At 46.1% G+C, this 25,067-nt stretch carries 15 protein-coding genes; all 15 read left to right on the top strand.

The window, feature by feature from the left end; translation table 11 throughout:
- The first annotated feature begins 2 nt into the window (after positions 1–2).
- Positions 3–770: a WecB/TagA/CpsF family glycosyltransferase gene (locus KB449_RS35470; RefSeq protein WP_282913137.1), complete on the top strand. Its 768-nt coding sequence runs from the start codon at positions 3–5 to the stop codon at positions 768–770.
- A 147-nt stretch (positions 771–917) separates the two neighbouring features.
- Positions 918–2,048: a glycosyltransferase family 4 protein gene (locus tag KB449_RS35475; protein WP_282913281.1), complete on the top strand. Its 1,131-nt coding sequence runs from the start codon at positions 918–920 to the stop codon at positions 2,046–2,048.
- A 232-nt stretch (positions 2,049–2,280) separates the two neighbouring features.
- On the top strand, positions 2,281–6,060 hold the full coding sequence (locus KB449_RS35480) for an S-layer homology domain-containing protein (RefSeq protein ID WP_282913138.1): 3,780 nt from the start codon (positions 2,281–2,283) through the stop codon (positions 6,058–6,060).
- 568 nt (positions 6,061–6,628) lie between these two features.
- The gene (locus tag KB449_RS35485) at positions 6,629–9,385 is read left to right on the top strand and encodes an S-layer homology domain-containing protein (RefSeq protein WP_282913139.1); all 2,757 of its coding nucleotides are present in this window, start codon (positions 6,629–6,631) and stop codon (positions 9,383–9,385) included.
- 168 nt (positions 9,386–9,553) lie between these two features.
- Positions 9,554–11,704: a hypothetical protein gene (locus KB449_RS35490; protein WP_282913140.1), complete on the top strand. Its 2,151-nt coding sequence runs from the start codon at positions 9,554–9,556 to the stop codon at positions 11,702–11,704.
- Positions 11,705–11,842: 138 nt separating this feature from the next.
- On the top strand, positions 11,843–13,354 hold the full coding sequence (locus KB449_RS35495; protein WP_282913141.1) for a sugar transferase: 1,512 nt from the start codon (positions 11,843–11,845) through the stop codon (positions 13,352–13,354).
- Between the two features lie 15 nt (positions 13,355–13,369).
- Positions 13,370–15,790, top strand: a complete 2,421-nt coding sequence (locus KB449_RS35500; RefSeq protein WP_282913142.1) for an O-antigen ligase family protein — start codon at positions 13,370–13,372, stop codon at positions 15,788–15,790.
- 15 nt (positions 15,791–15,805) lie between these two features.
- The gene (locus KB449_RS35505) at positions 15,806–16,783 is read left to right on the top strand and encodes a glycosyltransferase family 2 protein (RefSeq protein WP_282913143.1); all 978 of its coding nucleotides are present in this window, start codon (positions 15,806–15,808) and stop codon (positions 16,781–16,783) included.
- A 19-nt stretch (positions 16,784–16,802) separates the two neighbouring features.
- Entirely contained in the window at positions 16,803–17,291 is a 489-nt protein-coding gene (locus KB449_RS35510) for a hypothetical protein (RefSeq protein WP_282913144.1), read from the top strand.
- A gap of 15 nt (positions 17,292–17,306) precedes the next feature.
- Positions 17,307–18,284 (top strand): glycosyltransferase family 2 protein, encoded by a 978-nt coding sequence (locus tag KB449_RS35515; RefSeq protein ID WP_282913145.1) that lies wholly within the window; start codon positions 17,307–17,309, stop codon positions 18,282–18,284.
- A gap of 25 nt (positions 18,285–18,309) precedes the next feature.
- A complete protein-coding gene (locus KB449_RS35520) occupies positions 18,310–19,110 on the top strand; it encodes an ABC transporter permease (protein WP_282913146.1) in 801 nt (266 codons plus the stop codon).
- The gene (locus KB449_RS35525) at positions 19,107–20,363 is read left to right on the top strand and encodes an ABC transporter ATP-binding protein (RefSeq protein ID WP_282913147.1); all 1,257 of its coding nucleotides are present in this window, start codon (positions 19,107–19,109) and stop codon (positions 20,361–20,363) included. Before KB449_RS35520 ends, KB449_RS35525 begins: the two co-directional genes overlap by 4 nt.
- Positions 20,356–21,420 carry a class I SAM-dependent methyltransferase gene (locus KB449_RS35530; RefSeq protein ID WP_282913148.1) on the top strand — a complete coding sequence of 355 codons (1,065 nt, stop codon included), beginning with the start codon at positions 20,356–20,358 and terminating at the stop codon, positions 21,418–21,420. The genes KB449_RS35525 and KB449_RS35530 overlap by 8 nt, the downstream gene beginning before the upstream one ends.
- A complete protein-coding gene (locus KB449_RS35535) occupies positions 21,404–22,846 on the top strand; it encodes a BUD32 family EKC/KEOPS complex subunit (protein ID WP_282913149.1) in 1,443 nt (480 codons plus the stop codon). Before KB449_RS35530 ends, KB449_RS35535 begins: the two co-directional genes overlap by 17 nt.
- Complete coding sequence (locus KB449_RS35540) at positions 22,843–25,056, top strand: glycosyltransferase (protein WP_282913150.1); 2,214 nt, start codon at positions 22,843–22,845, stop codon at positions 25,054–25,056. The genes KB449_RS35535 and KB449_RS35540 overlap by 4 nt, the downstream gene beginning before the upstream one ends.
- The last annotated feature ends 11 nt before the right edge of the window (positions 25,057–25,067 follow it).

The following is a 25,067-nucleotide window of genomic DNA, read 5'->3' on the forward strand; positions in this document are numbered from 1 at the left end:
CCATGTCTCAGACCGCGGATGCACGAAGCTTTCCGACCGTATCGATTTACGGCATCCCTTTTTCCAAAATGAATATGTCCCAAACCGTCGATTATCTCATTGGGGCGGTCGCGTCCGGCAAGAGCCACCGCGTCGTCACCGGGAACCCGGAGATGATCATGAAGTCGCTGCAGAATCCGGCGTTCCGCGGGGCGCTAGCGACTGCTGAGCTCGTTGTCCCCGACGGGACTGGCGTCGTATGGGCGGCGCGCCGCGTCCGCCAACCGGTGGCCGAACGTGTGGCCGGATACGATCTGCTGCACGAGCTGATGCGCGAGGGAGATCGCCGCCATTGGAGCGTCTATCTGCTCGGCGCTTCGCAGGAAGTCGTGGACGCGGCCCATGCCAAGCTGGCTGCGCTCTATCCCGGCGTTCGATTCGCAGGCGTTCGCAACGGGTATTTTACCGACAGAGACGATGAAGCCGTCGTAGCCGCCATTCGCGAAGCGAAACCCGATCTATTGTTCGTCGCCCGATCGATGGATAACCAGGAGCCTTGGCTGGCAAAGCATCAGGATGCGCTCGGCGTACCTGTCATGATGGGCGTCGGCGGCAGCTTCGACGTACTTGCCGGCAAGACGAAGCGCGCGCCTTCGCTGTTTATCAAGCTGAGGCTGGAGTGGTTCTACCGACTGCTCCGGGAGCCGACGCGGATCAGGCGAATGATGGTACTTCCCCAATTCGCGATCAAAGTGGCCAGAGACGGCGATAACCTTTTGCAAACGAAATGAAAACACGTGAAAACGAGCTTGAGTGAAGGAAAACGGCCTTTTTTGCCGGAATTCGGCGAAATTATTGGCTTGTTCATTCCCGTGCCGGAGCGTATAATTCATTCCGGTACATAAGCTAAAGGAGATGTAAAAATGCCGACAGGCTGGATGGTTGGAATCGGGATCACCGGATTTGTGCTATCGCTCGCGCTTGCGCTGGTGTTGACGCCGCTTGTTAAGAAGTTCGCGTTTCTCGTCGGCGCGATCGACAAACCGAATCATCGCAAAGTGCACACGCGGATCATGCCACGGCTCGGAGGTCTGTCCTTCTACGCTTCGTTTACGGTCATTATTCTTCTCTTGCTGCCGCTCATTCCCGAGCACTGGTTCAGCGCTCACGACAAGCGTCTCATCGGCGCGCTTCTGACGGGCGGTTCGCTCATCGTGCTGCTCGGCGCGCTGGACGACAGATTTCAGTTGTCTGCGAAGCTCAAGCTGCTCGTGCAGATCGCTGCGGCGTGCGTCGTCGTTTTCGGCTTCGATATTCGGATGGACTTCGTTAATATACCGTTCGGTGCAGCCAGCCAGTCCCTGACGGATTGGATCAGCATTCCGCTTACGATCTTCTGGATAGTCGGCGTCACCAACGCGATTAATCTGATCGACGGGCTCGACGGCCTGGCGGCAGGCGTGTCGGGCATCGCCATCAGCTCGATCATGGTCATGTCCGCCCTGATGGGCCAAGGTACCGTCGTCATCTTGTGCGCGGTGCTTCTCGGCGGCATTATCGGATTTTTGTTCTTCAACTTCCACCCCGCCAAGATCTTTATGGGTGATTCCGGCGCGTTGTTCCTCGGATTCGCGCTTGCGATGCTTTCGATGCTCGGATTCAAGCAGATCACCGTCGTCTCGTTCGTGACGCCGCTTCTGTTGATCGGCGTGCCGCTGTCGGATACGTTCTTCGCGATCATCCGCCGCCGCGTGCAGAAGAAGCCGATTTTCGAACCGGACAAAGGTCATCTGCACCACTGCTTGCAACAGCTCGGCTTCAGCCACCGCAAGACCGTGTTGATTATCTACGGCGTCGCTGCATTTTTCGGCGCCTGCGCGGTACTTCAATCGGTGTTCTCGAACTCGGGCGTCGGCAACTGGATGACCTTCGTCGTCATCTGTGTGCTGCTCGTACTGCTGCAGATCGGCGCCGAGCTCATCGGCATCGTGGACAAGTCGAAGCGCCCGATCTTGAACTTCCTCGCGCGCATGCGCGTGAAGGAGACGGCGGGTACGCGCTCCAAATAACGCTTGAAACGATCGGCCCTGTTCCGCGCTTGCGGGCAGGGCTTTTCTTATGCATGGACAAGGTGAGTGGGGACGGAGACTTATTATGGGGAAAATGGCTAAACAATTGGACCCGCCCGGCCGATAACAAAGGTACGATAACTGTCCGCTGTGGCAGGCAGGGTGGTGTGCGTTCCTTTTTACGTTTTGTCGAACCTATAACTATCGATCCCGCACAAGGAGGATTTTTCCTTTGAAACTTACGAACAAACGGTTTGTCGCTTGGATGCTGACACTGGCGCTCGTCGCGACGCTGCTGCCTTGGGCGCCGGCCAAGTCTGCGAATGCGGCATCGGCGTATTTTCAGTTCGATGATTTCAGTACCGTCATTACCTCTCCTACCGACGTGAACGGCAACCTCATCGATATTGCAGGTACGTTCAACAGCGTTTCGCAGTCGAGTCTCGGCTACAAGATCGAGAAGCTGATCAAAAACGGAACAGGCGCTTCCGACTATGGCGTAGCCGAATCTTCCGTGGGTTCCAACATTCCGATCATTACGGGCACCAGCGGGTTTCGCTTCACGGCCGTCCAGATTTATGACGGTCTGAACCGGATCACCGTGACGGGTACCAACACGCAGGGCAATGTCGTCTCGGGAGAGGCGTACGTATACTTTACCAACGTGCCTGTCATCTCCGAGGTCAAGCTGATCGACGGTACGACGCTGCCGGAAGGCGTCTCGATCGTAACGACGAACCCGACCGCTACGATCTCGCTCAAAGCACCTAATGCGACCAAAGTAACGATCAACGGTACGGAAATGTTCGGCGGCTCCGGGTCCAGCTTCGTGCTGTCCGGAATTGCACTGACACATGGACTGAACAAGCTAACGATTATTGCCAGCAACGGCAGCAAGACGTACCAACTGACGCGTCAGTTGATCTATTATAACGCTTCTTTGACTGCTTATAATGTAACGCTTGGCAGCATCCAGTTGGACGGCAAGCCGACCATCAGTGCGACCGTAAGCGGCGATAAACTGGCGGGACGCCTGATTCTCCCTACGACGGATCCTGTAAACGCGAGCTCCCCGCTGCCGACCTTTACGGTCCAATTGTTCAAGACCGCCGATCTGACTGCCGGATTGCCGGTTGCCTCCACGACGGCGACGGGCGTGTTCATCGAATCGACTACCGACTATGCGGTATACAGCTTCGAAACGAGCGGCGCGTTTTCGTTGAGCGCCAACGGGGACTATTCGTTTAAGATTGTCGGGCCGAACGCTTCGGCCGTTGATCTTGTTCCCTTTACCTACCTTCAGGGCGGATCGCCTATTATTACCGGCGTTAAGCAGGCGTATGGCGTCACCGAGAACAGCGGCAATAACACGGTAACTTCTCAATCGAGCGCGAACTTCTCCAACAATGCCTCCATTTCGCAGCTTCCCTTGTGGATCGTGCTCGAGGCGAGCAACTTCAATAGCAACGGCGGCACCGCAGATCTAAAGGTGGAGCAGAACGGCGTCAATGTCACGGCATCCGCTTCGTACGATAAAGATCAGCGCACTACTGTTGGAGGCTATCCTGTAATTAAACTAAAGTCTCTGCCCGCTGGCGACTTGAAGCTGACGTTCACGATAACGAGCGGCGGCTTGTCCAATTCAATCGTTCGCAACGTGACTTATTATCCGGCGCCTGCGATTCAGATTGACAACCTGTTTACCGGCCAGACCTTCGGCAGCGATACGGAATTTAAGGCGCGCGATATCGTCGGTCGTCTACTGAACTTCAATCTCGGCAGCAACGCAGAGCTGAACACGATTAAGGCAACGTTAAATGGCGCTGTTGTTTCGCGGGGCACGGATCCGGCGGAAATCATTGTCGATGCATCCAACGGCAGTTTCAAACTGACGCCGAGCGCGCTCACCTTGGTCGCCGGCGCTAATACGCTGACGTTCACAGGGACGGCGAATGGGATTCCGGTCTCGACTTCCGTCACGATTTACTTGTTCTCCAAAGAAGCGCCGGTCATTACCAACGTGCATCCCGTGCCTTATGTACTGCCGCCTTCGAACGACAGCACGACACTGCCCCAACGGAAGTTTTCCGATACCGCGGTAAAGTTCCCGGTCACGGACGACAATGAATACACGACGACGGAAAAGTCGTTGGATCTGCTGTTTAAGGTAGTCGAGTTCGATTCTCTCGAAGTCCAGATCGATGGAAACAAGGTTGCATCCGGCACCGCGGCGGGCACGACGCTGACGATAAAGGATGAGATTTCAACGGATTCCATCGTTCCTTACATTGATATGAACGCGACGACGCTCCCAAGAAAAGATGCGTACATGCTCGATTCGTCCGCCGGCGAGAAGGAATTCCAGATCCGTCTGTCCGAGATCAAGCTTCCGACGTCCGGAGCGACGAACATTACGATAATTTTGCGCAAGGGTACCAACACGGTCTCCCAGACGATTACGATCATTCGGGATCTGTCCCCGTACCTGATCTTGTCGCCCAAGCTGCCGAACGAGGCTGTAATCAACGCCAACTTCCTCAAGATCAGCATCAAGGCCGAAGGTGCGGACCAAGTGCTGATCGGCAAGGTCGCAATGATTAAGGGCGAAGGCGATATCTTCCGCTATGAAATGCAAAATCTCAAGGCCGGCAAAAACTCGGTGAAGTTTACGGTCGTATCGGGCACGCAAAAAGTGAACGGCTCCTTTGACGTTACTTATGCGGCGGACGACTCGATCACGGCTCAATACAAGACGTCGGTTGCCGCATCCGGCAAGCTCTCGATCTTCACGGGGGATCTGCAGCTTTCTTTCCCGAAGAACACGTTCCTGCGTCAGGCGAATTCGAGCCCGGGCCAAGACGTGAAGACGGTGGATCTGTTCAATTCGCAGATGATTTACTTCGGCATCGCGGATCGCACGGACGGCCGGACGGTCAAGAAATATAATGCGGTCGGCGAGACGGACAACGCGGGCAATGCACAGGACGGCATGATGAAAACGGTCGCCACCGATTCCTACGCGACGGATCGCCTGCGTCCCAAGACGAACTTCAGCATGGCGTCCAACCTGTTCTGGATCGATGCAGGGTACTTCGACGGTACGACGACACCTACCGGCGACTTCAACCTGATCGATCCGATGCAGCCCTACCAGGCCGGCAATATGTTCTACGGTCGCGTATACGATCCGTCCAAGTGGCTCGAGCCGTCGCAGCGCGGTACGATTACAATCAAGTATGATGCGGATATCGCCAATGCCTACGGTCAGAACCTGAGCATGTGGCGTTATACGAGCAACGGATGGGAAAATATCGGCGGCGTAGTCAATACGTCGAGCAAAACGGTCACGGCGCCGTTCGACGGCTTCGGTTATTACACGGTCATGGGACTGCGGTACAGCTTCAGCGACATCATCGGTCACAAATACGCGCGTCTCGCGTTGGAGTCGATTTTCTCGCACGGCGTCATGAACAATAAAGATTCGAATTCCTTCGGCGTATACGAGAACATCACCCGCGGCGAATTCGCGCAGATGCTGGTCAAGATTATGGGCATTCCGCTCCAATACGACCCGAACAACATGACCTTCGACGACGTGCAGCCTTTCGATTATCCCGATCAGCCTTATTGGAACTATCGTTATGTAGAGACGGCGGTCAAAAAGGGATATATCCGAGGCAAGTCGCCTCGACTCTTCATGCCGAACGACAACTTGACCCGGGGCGAAGCGGCGGTCATGATCGCTCGTGCGATGAACCTGGTCAAGAGCAATGCGGATGCCGAGAAGGACCTGGCATCTTTACAGAAGATTTTCACCGATGCCTCCACGACGGACACCTATGCGGTCAGCTCCATTCTGGCCGTGAACAAGGCGGGCTTCATTTCGGGCATCGCCAACACGGTGCCGGCCGGTGGCAAGGCTACGTTCCGCTACGAACCGGATTCGAATCTGTCGCGTGCGGATGCTGCGGTCATTGCGCAGCGCGTTATGAAAAAGCTGAAGAAACTCTAATGATAGGCTTGGGAGTTGCCGCTGGCGCGGCAGCTCCCTTTCTCATTTTTCATAGAATTGTGCGCTGGAGGAAAACTTTTGGCAATGACGGGGCCATCGACCGTAAGCTATACTATGGAAGTCTTAAGTAATACATAGAAGGCTGCGGAAAGAAGACAAGCATGATTGGAAGCCCCTGATTCCGTGTAAAAAGTAGTCAGGACAAATCCGGAAAAAAATTGCTCAAAAAAATTGAGTGACGACGCAACTTTTCGTGACGAACTGCGTCTAACATCATGTGACTCGCAAGAGGGACTTAAGACATACGAGCGGCTAGCTTTTCCAAGAATTCTCTTTACGCTAGGTTTGCCCGCATGTATAATGATCAAAGTGGCATTATTTACCCTGGCCATTTTCTGCGTGTTTACGAGTTTCTGCGACATGCTTCTACTACCATAGACATGTGCAGACATCAATTATAGACAACGCTCAACTCCGGAGAGGGGGTGACACACCGATGAGAGAATCGAGCTACAAATCTTCTACACAAACATTACAGAGTCCTTTCCGAGGAGGAGAAAAAAAGGTTATGAAGAAAAGTTTGTCTCTTCTCATAGCACTCGCTATGGTATTCGGCATGTTTGCCTCTATGGCATCTGCCGCTACAACTGAACTGACCACTGCGCAAAAGTATCAGTGGTTCGTTGATCAAGGTGTTTTGAAGGGTGATCCAAGCGGCAATCCGCGTCTGGACTCCACGCTGACTCGCGCTGAGTTCGCAACGATCGTTGCAAGCGTTGGCGGTCTGAAGCTGGTCAACACGACGTCTTCTTTCTCTGACGTCAAGGCTAAAGACTGGTACTTCACGGCTATCCAATCCGCTTCCGACGCTGGTCTGGTTAACGGTATCGGCGCTGGCAAGTTTGGTCCTAAGCTGAACGTAACTGTTGAGCAAGTGATCAAGGTTGCTGTTACCCTCGCTGGCATCAAGCCGGTTGACGGCGCTGTTGTTGCTGGTTCGTCCGCATGGGCTGGCCCGTACATCCAAGCTGCTACCAACGCTGGCCTGGCTGTTCCTTCGAACTACAAGGCTAACGCTACGCGTGGCCAAACGATCGACGTTGCTTACATCGTAACGCAACTCAAGGCCCGTCCGGTTCTTGATGGCGTAACGGTTACGGTTAACGCTGACGACACGATCACTGTAGCTGGTAAGGTTGTCGGCACGGCTGACAGCGTTAAGGTTGCTCAAGGTACGGCTACTGCAGTAGCTGCTACGCTGAAGGACGACAAGACCTTCACGTACACGACTGCTAAGCAAGTTGCTGGTACTTACAAGTTCACTGTCGTTGCATACGACGGCGACAAGGCTTCCGCTGCAGTTGAGAAGGAAGTTACGATCGGCGGTTTCGCAGTTTCTTCCGTTGCAGTACTGAACGGCAAGCAAATCGCAGTTACCTTCAACAAGGCTGTTCAAGAAGGTACGTCCGTTGGTGGCGTTTCTTATTCGCTCAACACTGCTAACTCGTACTTTGTTCTGAGCGGTGCTGGCAACCCTAAATCTGTTTCCCTTAACTCTGACAAGACGGTTGCTACGCTGACATTCGCTAACTTCGTTAACCTGCTTGGTTCTTACCAACAGTTTGAAGTGAAGTCTGGTCTTAAGTCCGCTTCCGGTCAAGCCGTAACTGCATACAAGCAAGCTGTTCAACTGACGGATTCCGCTGCTCCGACTGTAACTGAAGTTACATGGCTGGGTACGGTTCCTACCATCAAGTTCAGCGAGCCGGTTAAGGCTGCTAGCTTGGTTAACACAGTTTCCATCAATGGCTCTGTTATCAATCTGAACGGTTCCGGTATTGGCTACAAAAACAATGCCGACGCTGATGGCGATGTTACTTCGATCGACATCACGGGTCTGAGCAAGAACACGAGCTATACGCTGAACATCGTTGGCGCTCAAGATCTTGCCGGCACGAAGTTCGAGTACAGCACCACGCTGCAAGTTCCTAACGACACGACTCCTCCTACTGTAGTTTCCGCTACGATTAACGGTACGATTTTGACCGTTAAGTACAGCGAGCCGCTTGGCAAGACTACGGCAGGCGTTGTATACGGTGGTGTTGCTAGCGCTTCTGGCAAGGCTGATGTTGTTGGTGGTAACTACGATTCCAGCGCATCCACAGTTACGTTCGATCTGAACGGCTGGCTGAACGGCGCTAACTTCCTGAACTCTTCCGTAACGATCAGCGGCTATAAGGATGCCGTAGGCAACACTGGCGCTGACTACACGACGAGCGTTACGATTACAAAGGATACGACTGCTCCTGTACTGCAAACGACGTTTGTCGATGGCAATAAAGTTGTTTTCAAATTCGACGAAGAAGTTAAAGTAGCAGGCACTCCTGTCCTCAATGCGAGCTTCACGGACACGAATGGCGTTAAGTATGCCGCTGGTCCTTTGGCGGGCGCATGGTCTGTTGGTTATGATGCCAACAACAACAACAACGGTATTCCGAGTGCTAGCGAAGGCGAAAATAACTATCTCGTCTTCAACAAGAGTGGCTCGTCGTTCGTTGCTGGTACTTATACCTTTACGGTCAAGTACGCGTCTTCTGCCTACATCTATGATGCTTCCGCAAATGCTAACAAAATCGCGAGTGACCTGTCGAGCGCTACTGTAACGGTTTCCTCTGGATCCACTGCAAGCGGCAAACTTCGTGTAGCAATTTCTGCTCCGAAGGCTGGTCAACTGAGGTTTGAATTTGGTTACAATGATGGTACTGCAGGCAATCCTACGCTCGCATTAGGTACTCCGGATATTTCGAAGTTCCTGATCAACGGCGTTGCACTGCCGACTGGCACGAGCATCAGCTTTGTTGAAAATCGTTATACGATCGTTGCCGATCTGCCTGCCAACTCTATCACGAGCAGCGGTTACCGTACGGTTTCCGTAAGCAACATCACTGATGAAGCTGGCAACACACTGTCGACTGCTTCTGGCGACATCTCTAACGGCAATGTTTATATTGCTGAGAATGTTAAGCCTACTGCTTCTAATATCGCTGTAGTTAGCGATAAGGTTTTGACTGTTTCGCTGAGCGAGTCTGTCAATACTGCTACTGCTAATGCTGCTAACATCACTGGCGTTGAAGTTTATATCAACGGCAGCACGACTAAGGTGGCGAATCTGACTGTAACTGCTTCGGGTACGACCCTGAGAATTGAAGCATTGAGTGACAACAATGTCTTTGCTGCTTCGCAAACGATCGCTGTTAAGTTTGCAAATGCGCAAATCTATGATGTTAACGGCAACCAAATCGCTGACGTAACGCTCAACAAGTAATCTCTCTTCACCTAAAGAAGAGCAAGCCTTCGGGCTTGCTCTTTTTTTCTTTTGTCACAACTTTTTGCCCAGATCCGTCGTCTATAGTAGTAGGGTAAGATGCGGTTCACGTAATATTCATGTGTGCAAGCTATAATAAAAGCAATAGAGTTTAGGGAGGATCGCCGGATGAACAGATCTAGTAAAAAGTTTAAAGTGCTAATTGGACTAACCGCAGCCATGTGGGCTATAGCGCCAGTTTCGGCTTATGCTGCAACTACGACAGCAGCGGCTGCGCCTAAAATAACGGCCGTATCGCAAGTCGTTAAACCTATTTACTTAAGTAGTACCAGCTATATTAATTTGGTTGATGTTGGCCTGACCCCAGTGGATGGTGGACAGATTGCTGCATTTACTTTGAGTATTTATAACGGCAGTTCCACTTCTCTGGATCTCTCGAACTATTGGTTCAGGTTAGCCAACTTGTCGGGCAGTACTTATTCCATTAAGACGTCGGCAGCAGATGCAAAGCTCACCAGAGTGGCTCCAAACTCTAAAAGCATGATTACGTTGTATGCTACCGTAGGTGAGTCGACGAAGTTATCGGACCTGGTTTTTAGAGTCGTTAAGTTTAACTTCAGTGTGGCCGGTTATGAGCAAGGCGTTGGTAAGTTCACGTTCCCTAAAAATTTTAATAACGTCGTAGCTGCTGGTTCGTACAAGTCTTTGTATTTTTCTACGACGACATTGAACTCGAAGGTAACTTCTTCTACGATCGCAGCATCAGGCGACGATGAGCAGCTCATTACGGTCAAATATGTATATAACAATATCGGGAAGAAAGCCGTTACGCTTAGTAAGTACAAGTATTATCTTGTGACTGCCAGCGGCATTATGTACGAAGCTACACCTTCGATTACAGACGATCTCTCGATACAACCGCTAACGCGCAAAGAACTCAGTATCACGGCGACTGTTCCTAATGCATTGGCTAAGACGGGCTGGAAACTCATGATTTTAAAAGATAGTGGTGGAGAAACGGCTGTTACGCTTCCAGTCGGTACTTATAATCTTTATTTCAGCAAGGGCACGCCGACTACTTCTACATCAACCGATAACTTCACTTATACAAATACGGAGGGCACGTATCAATATAAGCTGACATCGTTGATTAGGGAGCCTTGGAACAGTCAAGATGTACTGTCAGCTAGAATTCGACTTACCAACAAGTCTAAAACAGCTGTATCCATTCCGGCACTTTCCGGCTATTTTTACTTGGATGAAAAGACGAAGCTTGAATTTAAAACCATTGCAGTGAACAATCAATTTGGTTTAAATGCAGGCAGCTATGTAGACCTGGACGTATACGCAAAGCTCCCATCTAATTTTAACTTTACTAAGGCTCAGTTAGTCCTGAACAATAAGGTCGATGATAAGACGACGACCAAGCTTGGAGAATTGACGGGCACGTCTTACTTGGCCCAAATTCCATCGTATGCCGTTGATAAGATTATGAACATTGATCGTGAAGGCAGCAAGATGACAGCTCAATTAAACAATGTAAATGTGTACAATACGGTTACAAGTAAAGTTTTCTCGGTGCAAATGACACTGACAAGTTCGGAAAAGCGCACCATCGATCCGGTAAGGTTGGTAGGTTTATTCAGGAGCGATAACGGGGATATCTTCCCGGCTACTGCAACGATGGCTGAAGGTCAAGTTAATGCTTCGAACAAAGCCCTGCTTACGTTTACTGCCACTGTGCCGCAAAACTACGACACAAACAACTTAAAGTTGATCGTAGGCGAAGGCGTTTCAGATACCAAGTATACAGATGCTAAAACGGCTGCTGAAGGCTTCATTAACGCAGTCTCCTACGGCCTTCCGCAGGAGCAGAGACTATACAGTACGTTTAAGGACATCAGCTTGCTGCCATACAAGTTCACGATTAATAAGTTCTTCCCGACGCTGCTTGGGGATGATATTCAATTGACGCTAGATTATAATCTGGACAAGGATACCTCTTACGATATTTACTCGACGGATCGTAAGCTTGTCTTAGAGGTAGTAGGCGTTAACTCGGATGGAAAAGAAACGAATTATCTGTCGCAAGACGTAACGATCGAAGGCGACGCAGCGGCTACGACGCTTAAAGCAGGTACGAATCAAGAGCTCATTATTAAAAAAGCGAATCCGAATAATGGATATGATGCTACACTCAAGTATAAGCTCCGTCTCTACGAAATGGTTCAAGGTGCTAAAAAGCTGGTTGCGGAACGCGCAATCGAATTTTGGTTCTATACGAACGATTGGACAGCCGATACGAATTCAAATGGATAATAGCTTTGTGCCAATGAACTGCCGGTATTTATCCTATACCGGCAGTTTTTTATTCACAGAACTGGAAAATACATTCGTCCCGCGTGTCGGAAATTGTGTTAAAATAGAGGTATCTATACCCGAATGATGGTGAAAAGGATGGAAGCAAAGCGGATAGCAACCACCAAGAGCATCACACAGAGTCGTATCAAGGCGGTAGGGAATGCTTCCAGTAAGCGAATTAAGCTTGATAAACTCAAGAGATGGATACAGATTTCCTTCCTAACTGGCGAATACGGCATATATATTTTAACGTTCTACTTACTCATGTATGTAAAAGTAATTCCAGACTATCCGGCAGTCCATACGATGAATCCCATCCATTGGATCCGCGAAGTCTATGTGTTCGACAAGTATTTGCTATTTTTAGGCATGATTCTGCTTATTCATGGATTTATTCGAGCGCAAGGCGTCCTCTTTTCTGGAAAAAGAGAGCGTGGGCTTACCGAAGAATTACTGTTCTCTGCTAAGGCAACAAGTTATGCGTTTCTCATGTCGATCGGTATCACATTTCTATTGAAAACGACGTTTATCTACTCCCGAGTGACGCTAGTAACGTTCGCGATTCTGATGCTTGTGGAAGCTATCATTTGGCGAGCTACACATAAATATATGAATCAAGCTTTAAACGCAAAGGGGTATCTGCAAGATCGCGTTCTGATCATAGGCGCAGGCAAAGTCGGAAATGAACTGCAGAGAATGCTGGAGCAGGAAAGAAGCCAAAAATTCCAGATCGTCGGCTACTTGGACGATTATAAAATTGGTTCTGAAGTAATCGGCAAGACGGCAGAGTTGGAAGCGGTATTGCAAAATCAACATATCGATATTGTGTATATAACGATACCTTCCGAACGCACCGTTATCGATTCGATCTTGCACACCATTTACAAGTACAATGTCGATATCCGGATTATACCGGAAATGTTCGATCGAATGTCAACCGTTTTCGCCTTTCATACGGAGGCCAGTCAACCGTACATGGAAGTCGTGAAAACACCATTGAGGGGTATGAATATTGTATTAAAGCGACTATTCGATATGATGATCAGCGCCATTCTACTTATTCTATTATCCCCCGTGTTCTTCATATTGGGTTTGTGGATCAAACTGGACTCAAACGGTCCCATATTCTTCAAGCAGGTAAGAGTCGGTAAAAACGGCGTACCGTTCTCCATGATGAAATTTAGATCCATGTGCATAAATGCTGAGCTTCAAAGAGAGAACCTGGCCAAATCAAATGAAGTTAGCGGAGGTCCAGCCTTTAAAGTGAAAGAGGATCCGCGAGTTACGCGCTCCGGTCGATGGCTGCGCAAATACTCATTGGATGAGCTCCCGCAGCTTTGGAACGTGCTGAGAGGGGACATGAGCCTGATCGGACCTAGACCACCACTGCCCGACGAGGTTGCCCAGTATACCAATTACCATTGGCGGCGGATGGATGTACTTCCTGGAATGACGGGACTCTGGCAGGTTAGCGGTAGAAGCGATCTTCGTTTTGAAGAATGGATCGATCTGGACATTCAGTATATCGAGCGTTGGAGCATTGCGCTGGAGATGAAGATATTGTTAAAAACGATTCCTGTGGTTATTAAGGGCACAGGCGCGTATTGATGAGGAGTGGCAATGTTGAAGCGTCAAGAGAAGTCGGGTTTTAGAGAGTGGTTTGCCTGGGGATGGATCGCATTCATCTTGTTTATCGCGATGTTTAACAACGGTATCTTCCTCGGTTACGGACTTCATAGTCCAAACCAGTATCAGTTCGAGAGCCCGGCCTTATTGGCTTTGATTGTTTCGGCTTTCATAACAATGTGGCTTATCCTACAGATAAGTAACCGAAACTTTGAATGGACGAGAGCTAATATAGTAATAAGTGCTTTAGCAATTTTAATCCCTCTTGTATATGTATTGAGCTCTTTTCAAGCTTTTTCCCCGTATATGGCCAAGATCGGAATCCTTATTCATTTGGCACTGTTTTTGTTTTATGTAGCCGGTACGTTCTGGTCGAGATCCGACCAACTTACAGATCGTTTTCCTCTTGTGTTCCTGATCTTTGGATACTTTCTTGTCGCCTTCGGGTTTCTAACTATGTTTGGTAACGCATATCTACTAGATTCCTTAACCCCGCAGGACGGCATTCGAATTACCTCCGTGTTTCAATATGCCAACGCGTATGCCGTATTGTTGCTTATTATGTGGATCGTCATGCTGCTCGAGATCAACCGTACGCAACGCAAAGGGATTCAAATTCTCCACGGGATAATGCTCGTGCCGGTGCTGGTTTCCTTTTTGCTGACATTGTCCCGAGGCGCGCTTGTCGTGCTCCCTATAATCGCAATTATTACATTGGCAATGCTCCGCTTAAAAATTCAAATCAAGTTAATTCTATACTCGGTTATCGGTATGGGAATATCGCTAATGATCTACTCTAAGTTAGCTGATAGAGGAATCAAAGTCGTCAACGACATTCTGGCTGCAAAAGCTGCCGAGCAAAGTTACAAAACGGTTTCCATTTTCTCAGGCGATGCGGTCGGATACTGGGCGATTTTAATCGTTGCATCGTTAGTCATGGGGGCCATAACCTACGCGATAGAGAGGTACATAGAGCCAAAGCTCCAAGCGAAGATCGGTGCACGAGCGTCGAATCGTTCGGGTATTTGGCTGCCGATTGGACTTCTAGTTCTGTTTATTTTAGGTGCTCTTGCTATACTGTCAGATACGATGGTAAGGTTGTTGCCGCCGGTGCTTCGCAATCGGATTGAAGGCGTAAACTTTGAAACGCATAGCGTTTACGAGCGTCTAAGAATGTATAAGAACGCAATCCAGCTGTGGAAGGACTATCCGATTCTTGGAGGCGGCAGCGGGGCATGGGAGGCATCGTACGAGAAGTATCAATCCTATCCATACTTAAGCGCACAAACGCATAGTTTCATTACAAAATTACTCGTCGAAGTCGGTATAGTCGGTACAATTGCCATTATCGGTCTTATCCTGTTTTCGTTAATTACCTTTGTCGTGAAGTACAGGAGAATGTCCGAAGCGTATCGCAACAAATACATCTTTTACTTCGTCGTACCTATTACGATTCTATTGCATGCGTCAATCGATTTTGAAATGAGTTACTTGCTCTATAATATCCTAGTATTCCTCTGTCTTGGCGTGCTCAGCGGGGCACTGTCACCAGTAAAACAATGGCCGGTGAAACAAGCGAGATGGATCAAACAAGCCAGTTCAGGCGTATTGGCTGTCCTGGGGGTGGCGCTCATCGTCATCGCTAGCTTAAGATTATACAGCTCTAGTCAAATTGAAAATGCAAACGATGCCTACGCGCAGCAGAAACCTTTCTCGGAGATTGTCGACCCGCTAAAGAAAGGGCTGAAGATTACGTCGGGGCATCCCGTATTGCTCCAACAATTAACCGTCTGGAACTACCAAGCATACGATCAATCCAAAGACGAGACTTACCTGCAGGAAGCGGAGAAGTATCTTGCAAAGCTAGTGAAAACTGAACCGTATTATCGCCCAGGCGTGGACTTGAATTTCACGATCCAGATGATTCGCGGCAAACAAGATGATGCAATTGACATTATGCAGAAGGCCGTCGTTCAATATCCGTTTGAACAAACCTTCTACGATCAGCTCGAGTCCGCGCTGCTGACCAAGTGGGAGCAACAGCGCCAAGCGAGCGATACCGAGGGGGCTAAGGCAACGGCCGAGGCGGTTAAGCGATATTTTCAAAAGATCATTGAACAAGAAAACGTCGTACAACAATTACCCAAGACAGTCGAGCTTAATCGTGCCTTCGTTATCTCTAACACTGCAAGACTGGCATTTGGCGAAATAGCTTATGATAATGGGGATTATGCACAGGCCGCCGAAACTTTAAAACCAGCCGTACAGGAGGATTTGAGTGCGGAGGGCGTCAATCGTAAGGTAGCCAGATACTACTTGGCTGCATTACGAAAGCTAGGCCAAGACGATCAAGCTTTATATGATAAATTAATCACAGCTGATGAAAACGAAGCAAACCAACTAGAGCAGCTCAAATAGAAAGGAGGGATAACAGTGAAAGTATCGGTTATCCTGCCGACGCTGAACGCGGAGAAGTACCTGTTCAAGTTAATTGGCATGCTGCAGGAACAAACAGTGAAACCGCACGAGATTATCGTTGTAGACTCTCGTTCGGATGATGGGACTCTTCTACTTGCTAAAAGGCTGGGTGCTAGAGTCATGTCGGTAGAGCGCAAGGAGTTCGATCACGGCGGTACGAGAAACCTTGCTGCGCAGAAAGCTACAGGCGACGTGCTCGTATATATGACCCAAGATGCGGTACCTCAGCATGAAAGATTCATTGAAGAAATCATTGCGCCCTTCGCGGACACGAAGGTTGCGGCAGTGTGCGGAAGGCAGATCGCGCGACCCGAGTCAAACGTGCTAGAACGGATGACCCGTGATATTAACTACCCGGAACTGTATATTCATAAAACGCTGGCCGATTTGGACCGTTTCGGCATCAAACTCTTTTTCTTCACCAATGTGTGTTCGGCGATTCGCAGAGATACGTTCATCCAATTAGGAGGCTTCCCGGCACCGATTATTTTGAATGAGGATATGATGATTGCGGCAAAGTGTATTACCAATGGCTATGCCGTCGTGTATAACCCGCGAGCCAGCGTCATTCATTCTCACGACTACAGTCTAAAAAAACAATTCAAACGCAATTTCGATATCGGCGTATCCATGCGGATGAACGAATGGATCTTCCAATATGCGCGAGCGGAAAAAGAGGGCGGCCGGCTTGTCAAGGAACAGCTAGGACGCTTGTGGAAACAAGGGAACTGGAGATGGACTCCGCGATGGGTCGGTGAAGCAGCTGCTAAGTATTTGGGATACCGACTGGGCGTATCTTACAAGCAGCTTCCTGTGCTGATTAGAAGACGCTTCAGTATGCACCCGGACTTCTGGTCTAACTACGATAAGTCGCAGATTGTTCGAGATCCCGTTATTTTCAAAGCAGAGGCGCAATCGGTCACCAATCATTGAGCATGAAGGGATGGTCATCATGAATCGATATACCAAGACTTTTGGCATTCTTGTCGCAGCTGCTGTTGTCGCAGGAGGCGTTAACTGGTATCAATCCGCATACGCAGACGTTCAACAGACAACGCCAGGCCTCGCGGATGATCCGATCGTGACGAAAAGTTATGTGGATCAGAAAATCGCGGATTTAAAGAATGGCGGTAATGCTGGCGAAGGCACGCAGACTCCGGAGTCTGCATCAAAGCTCGAAGTCGTTACTGTGCCATTCGGAGCTAAGCTAATGGTCAGTGCCGGCGGAGAAATTGTTGTGCGTACTGGCAAAGCCGTTGCGTATAGCTCGGACACGAACGGACTATCGGATCTCACGGCCGGCGCAGATATCGCTTCGGGTTCGCCAATTGCGACAAATCATTTGATCTTGTTTCCGCGGGATGGCAGAGGGATTGAACCGGATCCAAAGCAGAAGAATGGGTTGACGGTGTTGGTGCGAGGTTTCTACAAATTACAATAATGAAGGTTGATCCAGTTGGAAGTTACAGTAGTAATTCCTAATTATAATGGCAAGGAATTTCTCGGTCCGTGCTTGGATTCTCTTTGTAATCAGTCTGTAAGTGAATATAAATTAATTGTCGTCGACAATGGTTCTCAGGATAATAGCGTAGAGTTTATTAAAGAAAAGTACCCTAAAGTACATTTAATTGAACTCGAAAAGAATGTCGGTTTTAGTGCCGCTGTAAACATAGGAATAAAAAGCGCTCGGACTCAGTTTGTTGTGTTGATGAATTCCGATACAGTAGCGGAAACTTTCTGGTTAGAAACTCTCTATAACTGTATAGCGGCGCAACCACAAGTTTTCTCTTGCTCCAGTAGGATGATTCAAATGAGGGATCCTTTATTAATTGATAACGCTGGGGATCAATTTACCATCATAGGTTGGGCATTTCAAAGAGGGCATGGATTGTCAGTCAGTAAATACAATCAAAGCAGTAAGATCTTTAGCAGTTGCGGCGGAGCGGCTATTTATCGGACAGAGGTATTTGAAAAAATCGGATACTTCGATGAAGGTTTTTTTGCTTATTTGGAAGATGTTGAAATTGGATATCGCGCTCGTTTAAATGGATATCAAAATATATATTGCTCTGATGCCCAAATATATCACTTTGGAAGTGCTACTAGCGGAAGCAAATATAACGAGTTTAAGGTGAGATTAACTGGCAGGAATACAGTGTATATGCTATGTAAGTTAATGCCGAGACTTCAAATCATTTTGAACTTGCCATTCATCATTATTGGAATCTTGCTTATGGGTTGGAATATGAAAAGAAACTCTTTAAATAAGGCTTACTATGAAGGTATTAAAGAAGGACTTCGAAATCGGAATAGACAGCCTGTCTACAAATCTAGCCTAATACAAGTTCTTAAGATCCAATGGAATTTATACTATAATCTTCTGGAGTTCGGCCTCCAATTTCTTCAGAAATGGCAGGCTTCAAGAAATCAATAAATGAGTGCTCTGGGAGAGATTGAAAATGCATGTTGGAACTACACTAAGAAGTCTCTATTCGAATAAATTTTTAATTCGAAACTTTGTATTAAAAGAGTTGAAAAATAAATATGCCGGTTCTTTTCTTGGTTTCCTTTGGTCTCTAGTTCATCCTCTTACAATTATGGGTGTTTACTCAGTCGTATTTTCCTGGATGTTAAAAACTAGACTCGGTGAAGAGGTAGGAACTTCGAACTTTCCGGTTTGGCTTTACGCGGGGCTCTTGCCATGGACCTTATTTGCCGAATCGCTGAGTAGAGCGACGAGTTCGGTTCTTGACCATGCAAATTTAATCAAGAAGACAATTTTCCCATCTGAAATATTACCGGTTGCATTATTATTGGCTAATTGCGTTAACTTCTTAATTGGCTTAACGATTCTTTTATGTTTTAACTTAATCGTCGGCGGCAGTTTTACTTGGGGCGTTTTCCTGATTGGTGTATATTTTATTCCCTTATTCTTATTAACACTAGGAATGAGTTGGATAGTTAGCTGCCTAAACGTATATTTCCGGGATATGGGCCAGTTGGTGGGTGTGTTTGTGAATATTTGGTTTTACGCCACGACTATTATCTATCCTCTGAGCGTGGTCCCGCAGAGGCTTCATCCATATTTTCAACTGAATCCCTTAGTGCAAGTTGTCGAGGGTTTTAGGTCTGCTTTATTCAAAGGCCAGCTAATTTCCGATAATAAATTGATCTACTTATATGCCAGTTCATTTGTGCTTTTTATCGTAGGCCAATTTCTATTTCAAAAAACCAAAAAAGGGTTTGTGGATGTAATATGAATAACGAAGCCGTTATTAGGGTGAGTGAACTTTCGAAGTCATATAAAATTTATAAAAGACCCTACCATCGTTTATTAGAACTTTTGACCGCTAAGGATAAGGCTCTATCCGTAACGGCTTTAAATAATGTAAGCTTTGAAGTCCGAAGAGGCCAAACGCTTGGTATTGTTGGGCCTAATGGCTCGGGGAAAAGTACACTTTTGCAAATAATAACTGGAATTCTACAGCCCAGCACTGGCTCCGTGTACGTCGGTGGGCGTATTTCTGCTTTGTTAGAGCTAGGTGCCGGCTTTAACCCGGACTACACTGGAAAAGAAAATGTTTATTTATACGCATCAATTCTTGGCGTCAGTAAAGAAGAAATAGATAAGGCATTTCCCGACATTGTTCAATTTGCTGACATAGGAGACTTCATTCATCGGCCTGTAAAAACATATAGTAGCGGCATGTATGTGAGATTGGCATTTTCAGTTGCCATTAATGTTCAGCCAGATATTTTGATTGTAGATGAAGCTTTAGCTGTGGGGGATGAACGTTTTCAAAGGAAGTGCTTTCGAAGATTCGAAGAGCTTAAAGCTCGCGGAGTGACTATTCTTTTTGTTACACATAGTTTGGGATTGGTAAAACAATTCTGCGACGAAGCTATACTTATTTACAATGGAGTATTTTTGCAGCAAGGTCATCCTAATCAAGTTATAAACTATTATACAAAGCTTATTGCCGAGGAAGAGAATAAGTATAGTCAGGCTCCTACTGAAATTATGAAGACAGAAGAGGACTCGAACGAGTTTCGTTATGGAAACGGACAAGGTAAGATTGTAAGTTTTGAAGTTACGGGCGAAGAAAATAATAAGTCCAGAGTTTTTAAACACGGTGAAAAGATCTCCTTTAGTGTTGAGGTTGAATATGAAAGACCAACAGAAAATAGTTTGATTGCCTATACAATAAAGAGCATATCAGGAGTAGAAGTTACAGGGACGAATACGCTCTATGAAAATATTGATTTAGGTCTAAGAGTGCAAGGTGAACGCTTATTAGTTCAATTCGATCAAACGATCGTTCTAAATGCAGGAGACTATGTGGTGTCTTTTGGATTCGTACAAATGAACGACGATCGGATTGAGGTTTTGGACCGTCGCTATGATGCGACAACATTCAAGATTGTGGAGAATAAAAAAGCGGCCGGTTTTGTAGACCCCCAAGCAATGATTAAAGTCATCCATAAATCACTTAAGGGGGAAGAAAATGATTAATTTTTGTTGTATTGATTGCTCGAGTTTGCTGCACGTAGATCAAGAGCATTTAATTTGCTCTACATGCGGTAAAAGGTACCCAATAGAAGGCGGACTTTATTTGTTTCCAGGCAGTGACTTTTATTATTCCGACTCTTCTCCTGAAGAAATGCGAGAACTGATAATAAATTGTAAAAAACAGGGTTGGCTTGCAGCAGCTTTGCAGAGTTTTAAAGAAAAACCTTTCGTCGTTGATATTATTGCCGATGAGACTAGGGCAGATTGGCAATATTTAATTGATTTGCCCTTTAATTCAACGATTCTAGATATAGGGGCAGGGTGGGGAACCCTCTCAGTAGCGCTTGCCAGGAATTTTAAGCATGTTGTAGCTCTCGAGGGTACGAAGGATCGTTTGGAGTTTGCACGCATTCGCGCAGAGCAAGAGGGGATATCTAATTTAACCACGGTTCACGCAGATTTCTTTAAACATCCTTTTCAAAACGGACAATTTGACTTGGTTTCATTTAATGGCGTACTAGAATGGGTCGGAATGGGTTCAAAATCCGAAAATCCTCGAAATAGACAAGTAGAAGCCTTGAAATTAGCTTATGAATTGCTGAAAGAAGGCGGATATTTATATATTGGGATTGAGAATGCTTACGGATTAAAATATCTTCTAGGGGATCCCGACGATCATACAGGAGTTAAATATATTACTTATTTGGAGCGACAAGAAGCTAATCTGCTTAACCAAAAGCAAAATGGAATGGACTATCGCACATTTACTTATAATATGGATGGTTATATCAATCTTTTGCATGAAGCGTCTTTTTCAAATGTAGAATTTTTTTGCCCATATCCCGACTATAAACGCATTGAATCGCTACATAATTTATCCAATACAAATGTGACAAAGTTTCAGTTGGACATAATGAGAGCTAGCTCCCCGAGAGATGAGCGGAAAGAAAGAGCAATCGACATTGGATATTTGCTTAATGGCTTCGATACTATGAAACAGTTTACAAACTCATATAGTATCTTAGCGAGAAAGAGGGAAAACTATGCTACCTCAAATTGAAAGATATCTATTGGAATCGTGGAATCTTTTTTTTGATCGTCGCCCTCATCAACTCTCAAGTATGCTTCTCTCCAATCCTCAAAATAAAAAAAATGTTACAAGCAAATGCACGGTCCTTATATTTATTGATCAAGAACAAGAGCCTCGTTTGGTCGCTAAATTTTCTAGAAACAGAAACAATCAGAAAAAAGTTATTAATGAACAGCATTTGTTGGAACGACTAACATTAACTATGACCCCTCGTTCATTTGGTCTTCATGATATTAATGGACGTAAAGTGTCGTTTGAACAATTTATGAAAGGGAAATCGGTCAAGCAAAAGCTGAAGTATAATATACACCAAGTTTTTCAGAATACGCTTGACGATCCTGATTTACGATTAACGATCTCCCAAGATTTTGAGCTATTTTCTGCTTTTTATTCAGCATTTCTCAATCAAGCGGGTACTTTCAAACAAGTTTCAGAGAGCTATATCGATAGGTCGCTAGAACGTCTTGAACATCACATACATGAACTTGACTTGGAATCAGACTTTATTGATATTGCGAATGTTATGAAATTAGAGTATATGGAATCGCTACGACATACTTCCATAAACTTGTCCCATCTCGATATGACTCCTTCAAATCTTATCGTACAAGATGGAGAAATGGTATGCATCGACTTTGAGTTTTCGGCGTTTTCTCAGCATGCAAATATAGATCCTATACGTTTCTTGTTTTACTATTTTCATGAATTGCATGACAACGGAGTTCTTCCATATGGTTCTTATGAAGCTAATTTTATTTACTTTTTTAAAGAAGATGAATGGTTACAAAGCGTAGTTACTGAGCATTTAAGCCATACGTTGAGTTCTGTTAATCCTAATAAAGAACTATGGAACTTATTGTTTGTATTACTCATAGGTAATGTTCAATTGCAAAAAGAAGAACTCAATTATATACATGAAGATTTCATATTAAACAGTAAGAAGTTGATAGAAATCGTTTGTGGATTAAAATTAGGCCTGGATATTCACTCTCAGCAATACAATAAAGATTCGTTCAATACAAGAGCACACCAAGTAAAATCGAAGTATGAATTAATCGAGGATTTACACCAATCAGCATTAAAGGAAAAGCAATATCTGAAGGATATTGAACATAGGGATACGCTACTACTTAAAAATCACGGTTACATTAAGCTGTGTCAGGATACGATAGAATCAAAAGACGAGCAATTGGGGCGTAACGTTAAATATATAGAACAATGTCATTCAACAATCGAATTGCGAGATCGGCAGTTGGCAGAAAAAGAGCTTTTGATTGCGGAACTTCAACTGCGCATATCTAAATTGGAAACAGGACTTGTGAGCAAGTTTGGAAGGTTTCGAAGGAAGCTAAGCGCAATAAAAAAAAAGTATGGCAGTAAGGAGAGGCGGCCTTGAGCTTAACTAGGTGCGATATTATCATTCCCGTGTATAACGCTCTTGAGGAGCTGCGTGAATGTATAGATTCATTATTAAAGCACACAGAAAGACAACATCAAATCATCATCATAAATGATAAAAGTCCAGATCCTGCAGTGGCAGATTATTTAAATAGCCTTAAGGAAATTGAAGGGATTAAGGTATCGGAAAATGAAAACAATTTAGGTTTTGTAGGAACTGTTAACAAAGGTATGCGGATGAGCAATAGGGACGTAATACTATTAAATAGTGATACTGTCGTTACAGACAATTGGCTTAATAAACTAATTATAGCAGCCGAATCAGATGAAACGATTGCTACGGTTACCCCCTTAACCAATAATGGAACGATTTGTTCAGTACCTGTTTTTAATGAAGACAATGAGGTTCCCGAGGGTTTTACTCTCGATTATTTTTCTTACTTTATAGAAGAAATCTCCCTTAGACTGTACCCGGAAATTCCTACTGCAGTCGGCTTTTGCATGTACATTAAAAGAAAAGTAATCGATGAGATCGGCTATTTTGATGAAAATGCTTTCGGCAAAGGTTATGGTGAAGAGAATGACTTTTGCTGTCGAGCACTGGAACAAGGTTATGTGCATATCCTGGCTGACGATACGTATGTTTATCATAAAGGTTCTATGTCCTTTCAAGGCGAAAAGCTTAAATTGATTCAAAAAAATATTCAAGTTTTACTTCAGCGATATCCTTATTATAACGATATGATCCAAAAATTTATCAGTAATCATTCACTAGATATTATTCACGAAAATATTGATGTCAGGATAAATCAATACCGGTATCAAGAAGCCTCCGATGGGAATGTTCTGTATGTTCTCCATAATTTTTTTGACGAAGCTTATAATCATCCCGTCGGAGGGACGGAATACCATGTAAAAGACTTAGTAACAAGACTAGAACACAAAAGAATCTTTGTTATGGTAAGCAACGGATTCGAGGTTCGGCTAAAATGTTATTACAAGGGAACGGTCACAGGGGCACTAAGATTTAAATTAAATGATCCGTTAACTTCAACGCAGATTCATCATAGAGAATACGCTAGCATCGTCAGAAGCGTGTTAGAGACATTCAATATCGACGTTGTACACATTCATCACTTGATCAGGCATTCTTTCGATTCTGTTTTTGAAGCGAAAAAGCTCGGAATAAACGTTATAATCAGCGTTCATGATCTTTATCTCTTAAGCCACCAGCAACGTATCTCGCCGGAAGCATGGAATGGCGCAGTCAGACGTCTGCTTACGAGCGTTGATCGAATTATTTGTCCTTCGATGTTTATAAAAGAATCTCTGATGAAAAGTAGTTGTGATAATTCCATAGAGGACAAAATATTTGTTATAGAACATGGAATTGATTCGGATTCGTCCCTGCGTCCAAGTCGGTTAGGGGAGAGAGAAAATCGTCCATTGCGTGTATGCTTTTTGGGGGGGCTCTCTCCTACAAAGGGCAGTGAGTCTATAACAAAGTTAATACGAAGCTATAAAAAAGAGATTGAATGGTATGTTGTAGGTGGAATTGGCGATCCCAAGCTACAATTTCTCGAGCAAGAAAATTTGATGAAGATAGGGCCCTATGAACGGAAAGACTTAGAGGGACTTCTTAATCGGATAAACCCCGATTTAATCTGTCTTCTATCGACGGTTCCGGAAAGCTTTTCTTATACCTTGTCCGAAGCGTGGGCTCATCGAATCCCTGTTCTCGTCACCCCGGTAGGTGCGCTTAAAGAGAGAGTATTGAAAACGGGTGGAGGTTGGATAGCAGATTCAACGCAGTTTGATTCTATACTCCAAGCTTTTAAGAAAATTATCGGACAAAGCCCTCAGGAATGGAATGCCATCAATAAATGCGTAGAAGACATTCAACTAGTATCTATCGATACAATGGTTGAACAATATGCCAGACTGTACACAACAAATATGAATAGAAGCCAAAGAAACGCTCATTCAAGGCTTGATAATAAGGAGTTGCTGAACCGGATGAGACAGACTCATATTCATTCGGATCAGTTTCACGATTATGAGCTTTTAAGGCGAGAACTCGAGCTTATTAAAATGACAATCGGGTGGAGAGTTCTTAATCAAATGAGGACAAGAACACCCCGTGTCTTGTTGGTCGGCAAAAAACTACTGAAGTTTGTAGTTCGCTACGGGGGCATCAAAAAAAACTAGCTGGGGGTTTT

The organism is Cohnella hashimotonis (genome assembly GCF_030014955.1).
Classification (GTDB): Bacteria; Bacillota; Bacilli; order Paenibacillales; family Paenibacillaceae; genus Cohnella; species Cohnella hashimotonis.